This is a genomic window from Halomonas sp. NO4, assembly GCF_010994375.1.
In the GTDB taxonomy this organism is placed as follows: Bacteria; Pseudomonadota; Gammaproteobacteria; order Pseudomonadales; family Halomonadaceae; genus Halomonas.
Window position 1 is genome coordinate 1 of sequence record NZ_WHMA01000045.1, and the last position, 3,233, is coordinate 3,233.

Annotated in this window: 4 protein-coding genes; all 4 read left to right on the forward strand. The window is 58.6% G+C overall.

The annotated features are described in order from the left end of the window. The first annotated feature begins 46 nt into the window (after positions 1 to 46). The 4 genes from FEF15_RS19515 (at position 47) to FEF15_RS17530 (ending at position 3,042) form a co-directional block, all read left to right on the forward strand. On the forward strand, positions 47 to 487 hold the full coding sequence (locus FEF15_RS19515) for an Rpn family recombination-promoting nuclease/putative transposase (protein WP_276208220.1): 441 nt from the start codon (positions 47 to 49) through the stop codon (positions 485 to 487). 13 nt (positions 488 to 500) lie between these two features. After that, positions 501 to 1,139: a DUF4351 domain-containing protein gene (locus FEF15_RS19665; RefSeq protein WP_276208221.1), complete on the forward strand. Its 639-nt coding sequence runs from the start codon at positions 501 to 503 to the stop codon at positions 1,137 to 1,139. Positions 1,140 to 1,414: 275 nt separating this feature from the next. Next, positions 1,415 to 2,554, forward strand: coding sequence for an XRE family transcriptional regulator (locus tag FEF15_RS17525; RefSeq protein WP_163560473.1), 1,140 nt, complete (start codon positions 1,415 to 1,417; stop codon positions 2,552 to 2,554). Next, the gene (locus FEF15_RS17530; RefSeq protein WP_163560475.1) at positions 2,551 to 3,042 is read left to right on the forward strand and encodes a DUF4411 family protein; all 492 of its coding nucleotides are present in this window, start codon (positions 2,551 to 2,553) and stop codon (positions 3,040 to 3,042) included. The genes FEF15_RS17525 and FEF15_RS17530 overlap by 4 nt, the downstream gene beginning before the upstream one ends. Positions 3,043 to 3,233: the final 191 nt, after the last annotated feature.

Sequence of the window (3,233 nt, forward strand, 5' to 3'; positions counted from 1 at the left end):
ACGCGATCAGCGATTAGAAGCCGCCTGACTCCAGGTTCCAACAAGCTTGACAGGCATCGCGGCGCAGTCGGCGGGGCATAGCCCGTGCCGAGGGCGCCTGGTAGACGTGGTAGGCTATCGCCATACGGTCGGGGAGCGGAGCCTGGCCAACTATCATGATACGGGTTACAAGGAGCTGTTCAGCCACCCGGAGTTCGTGCAGCAACTCATCGAGGGCTTCGCGCCGGCCGAGATCTCGGCGCTGATGGATTTCTCGACGCTGACGAATCACAGCGGCAACTACATCACGCCGTTGTTCGAAGAGAAGTTCGAAGATGTGGTGTGGTCGGTGGAGATCACCTGGCAGGGCGTGACCCAGCGGGTTTTCCTGTACATCTTGCTGGAGTTCCAGTCCTCGGTGGATCACACCATGCCCATCCGGCTGCTGCACTACGTGGCCTGTTTCTACGATCACCTGCTCAAGAGCCGAGTCACCACGCCCGGGTGAGGGCTTGCCACCGGTGCTGCCCATCGTGCTCTACAACGGTTCCCGGCGCTGGTCGGCCGAGCAGGACATCTATTCCATGACCCGTCCGGAACCGCCGAGTTTTCTGCAGGTCTACCAGCCGCACCTGCGCTACTACCTGATTGACGAAGGGCGTTACACTGATGAGGAGCTGGGGCTGCGCCAGAGCCCGCTGAGCGGCGTGTTCGGCGTGGAGAACGCCGGCCAGAGCTGGGAAGCATTGCAGCAAGCGGTGAACCGGATCGTGGCGATCATCCAGGCCGATCCCAACAAGGAACGTATCGACCGGATCATCACCCGCTGGCTCAAGCGCCATTTGCATCGACTCGAGGCCGGTATCGACCTGGATCGGCTCGAAAGCCTGGTGGAGGACAAAGCGATGTTGGCAGAGAACTTAGAGAACTTGGTGAAGAAAGAGCGCCAGGAAGGTCGCCAGGAAGGTCGCCAGGAAGGTCGCCAGGAAGGTCGCCAGGAAGAAGCCCGGCGCATTTTGCAGCGTTTGCTGACCAAGCGCTTCGGCGAGTTGCCGACGTGGGTTCACGCGAAGCTGGAAACGGCGGAGTCGGTGCAGCTGGAAGCCTGGACGGATGAGATCCTGGTTGCCGAAAGCCTGGAGGCGCTGTTCGGCGAGTGACCGATACGGCAGCCGAAGGCGTAGTTTCTTCTTCGTGCGTAGATAGGGTGGCCGCGGTTTCGAGCCTTGCCCAGCATGCGGCTTCTGCCACCCCACCCTGACCGAAACCGAAACCGAAACCGAAACCGAAATCGACGAGACTTGCCGGGGGCTGGGCGAGGTGATGGTTGAGGCTGAGAGAGAGTACAGGTCGCCTAGCGTGCGTGGCGGAGCTGCATGCTACACTTTGAAAACCATCTTACTGTATATTTGACCATGCAAGGCGTGTTAAGGCGATGGCGCAGGCACTGATCAATTCCCGTATGCTGAGCTGGGCACGCGAGCGTGCGGGACTCAGCGTGCCTGCACTGGCAGGGAAGCTAAAGCAGTCTGAAGAGAAGATCTACGCCTGGGAAGTTGGGGAAGACAGGCCTACCTTCCGGCAGGCTCAACTATTCGCGCATCATGCTCATGTGCCTTTTGGCTACCTCTTCTTGCGCGAGCCTCCGCAGGAGGATTTGCCGATTCCCGATCTGCGCACGGTGGGGGATCATGGGCCACGAGAGATCAGTCTCGATCTGAAAGATGTGTTGAGGGATGTATTGCGGCGGCAGCAGTGGTATAGCGATTATCAGCGTGCCATGGATGAGCCCCCTGCGGCAGTGGTAGGGCGTGCGAAGGTTTCCATGCCGGTGGCCGAGATCGTGGCCGATATGCGGCATTGGCTCGAAGTGCAGCATCACCCTGAGCGGGGCAGCTGGAAAGACTATTTTCGAGACTTGGTTCGCCGTATCGAGAGGCTGGGCATCTTGGTTATGCGCAGCGGTATGGTGGGTAACAATACTCGTCGGCTGCTCAGTGTTGAGGAATTTCGCGGTTTTGCCATTGCAGACGACCTGGCGCCGGTGATCTTCATCAATGCGGCAGATGTCCCCGAGGCGCGGTTGTTCACTCTCCTGCACGAACTGGCACATATATGGCTTGGTGAGTCCGGAATTTCCGACGTGGATCCGGCCAACCGCAGGCGCACCGAGCGACTTTGCAATGCAGTGGCCGCTGAGTTCTTGGTTCCTGAAGGCGAGTTCACTCCCTTGTGGTACAGTACCGAGCGTTGGGAAGACAATCTTCCACCACTGGCGGCTCACTTTCATGTCAGCCAATGGGTCATTGCTCGGCGGGCATTGGAGTTGGGAAAGATCACGGAGTCTGAGTATCGTCGCTACGTGACGAAACGCCTCAAGGCCCACCGCGAGCGTAAACAGCAAGGGAAGGCCAGTTTTACACGGGCCGTACCGGGCCGTGTGAGTCGGCGCTTGGCACAGGCGGTGGCGAGTGAAGCACTCAGCGGACGGCTACTATTGCGTGATGCTTACCATCTGATTGGAGTCAGGCCACATCGGCTCAAGGAGTTTGCTCGCAAGGAGCTCGGATTGTGAAATACCTGCTGGATGCCAATGCCTTCATTCAAGCCAAGTTGCTACATTACCGCATGCATGTGGTGCCTGGTTTCTGGGAGTGGCTGGATCAGCAGTATGGAGAAAAGCAGATTGGTAGTGTGCGCAGCGTTTACGATGAGATCACCAGTAGCGACGACGAGTTGAGTCATTGGGCCAAGCAGCGGCGCTATTACTTTCTGGCCGTTGATGATGAGGCAACGCAAAGTGCCTTCGGTGAAATTGCCGAGCATGTGGCTTCTCATGCCTCGTACCGGGATCCTCATGTCGGTACTTTCTTGGATGGAGCCGACCCTTGGTTGGTGGCGAAGGCCAAGGTGATCGGTGCTCAGGTCGTCACTCATGAGTCGAGAGTGGGGCCTGGTAGTAGAAAGGTTAAAGTCCCCAATATTTGCGATCACTTTGGGGTCGAATGCTTCGATACCTTCGATCTTCTGGATACGCTGCAGGCACGTTTCGTTCTGCCTTGACCTCTACAGTTTGACCGCGTATCCGGCGTTATCGCGCGAGCATGCCCAAGCTGCTGCCGATGGCCCGCGAGCTGGGCAAGACGACACCTGCTCAAGAGCCGAGTCACCACGCCGGGTGAGGGGCTGCCACTGGTGCTGCCCATCGTGCTCTACAACGGTTCCCGGCGCTGGTCGGCCGAGCAGGACATCTA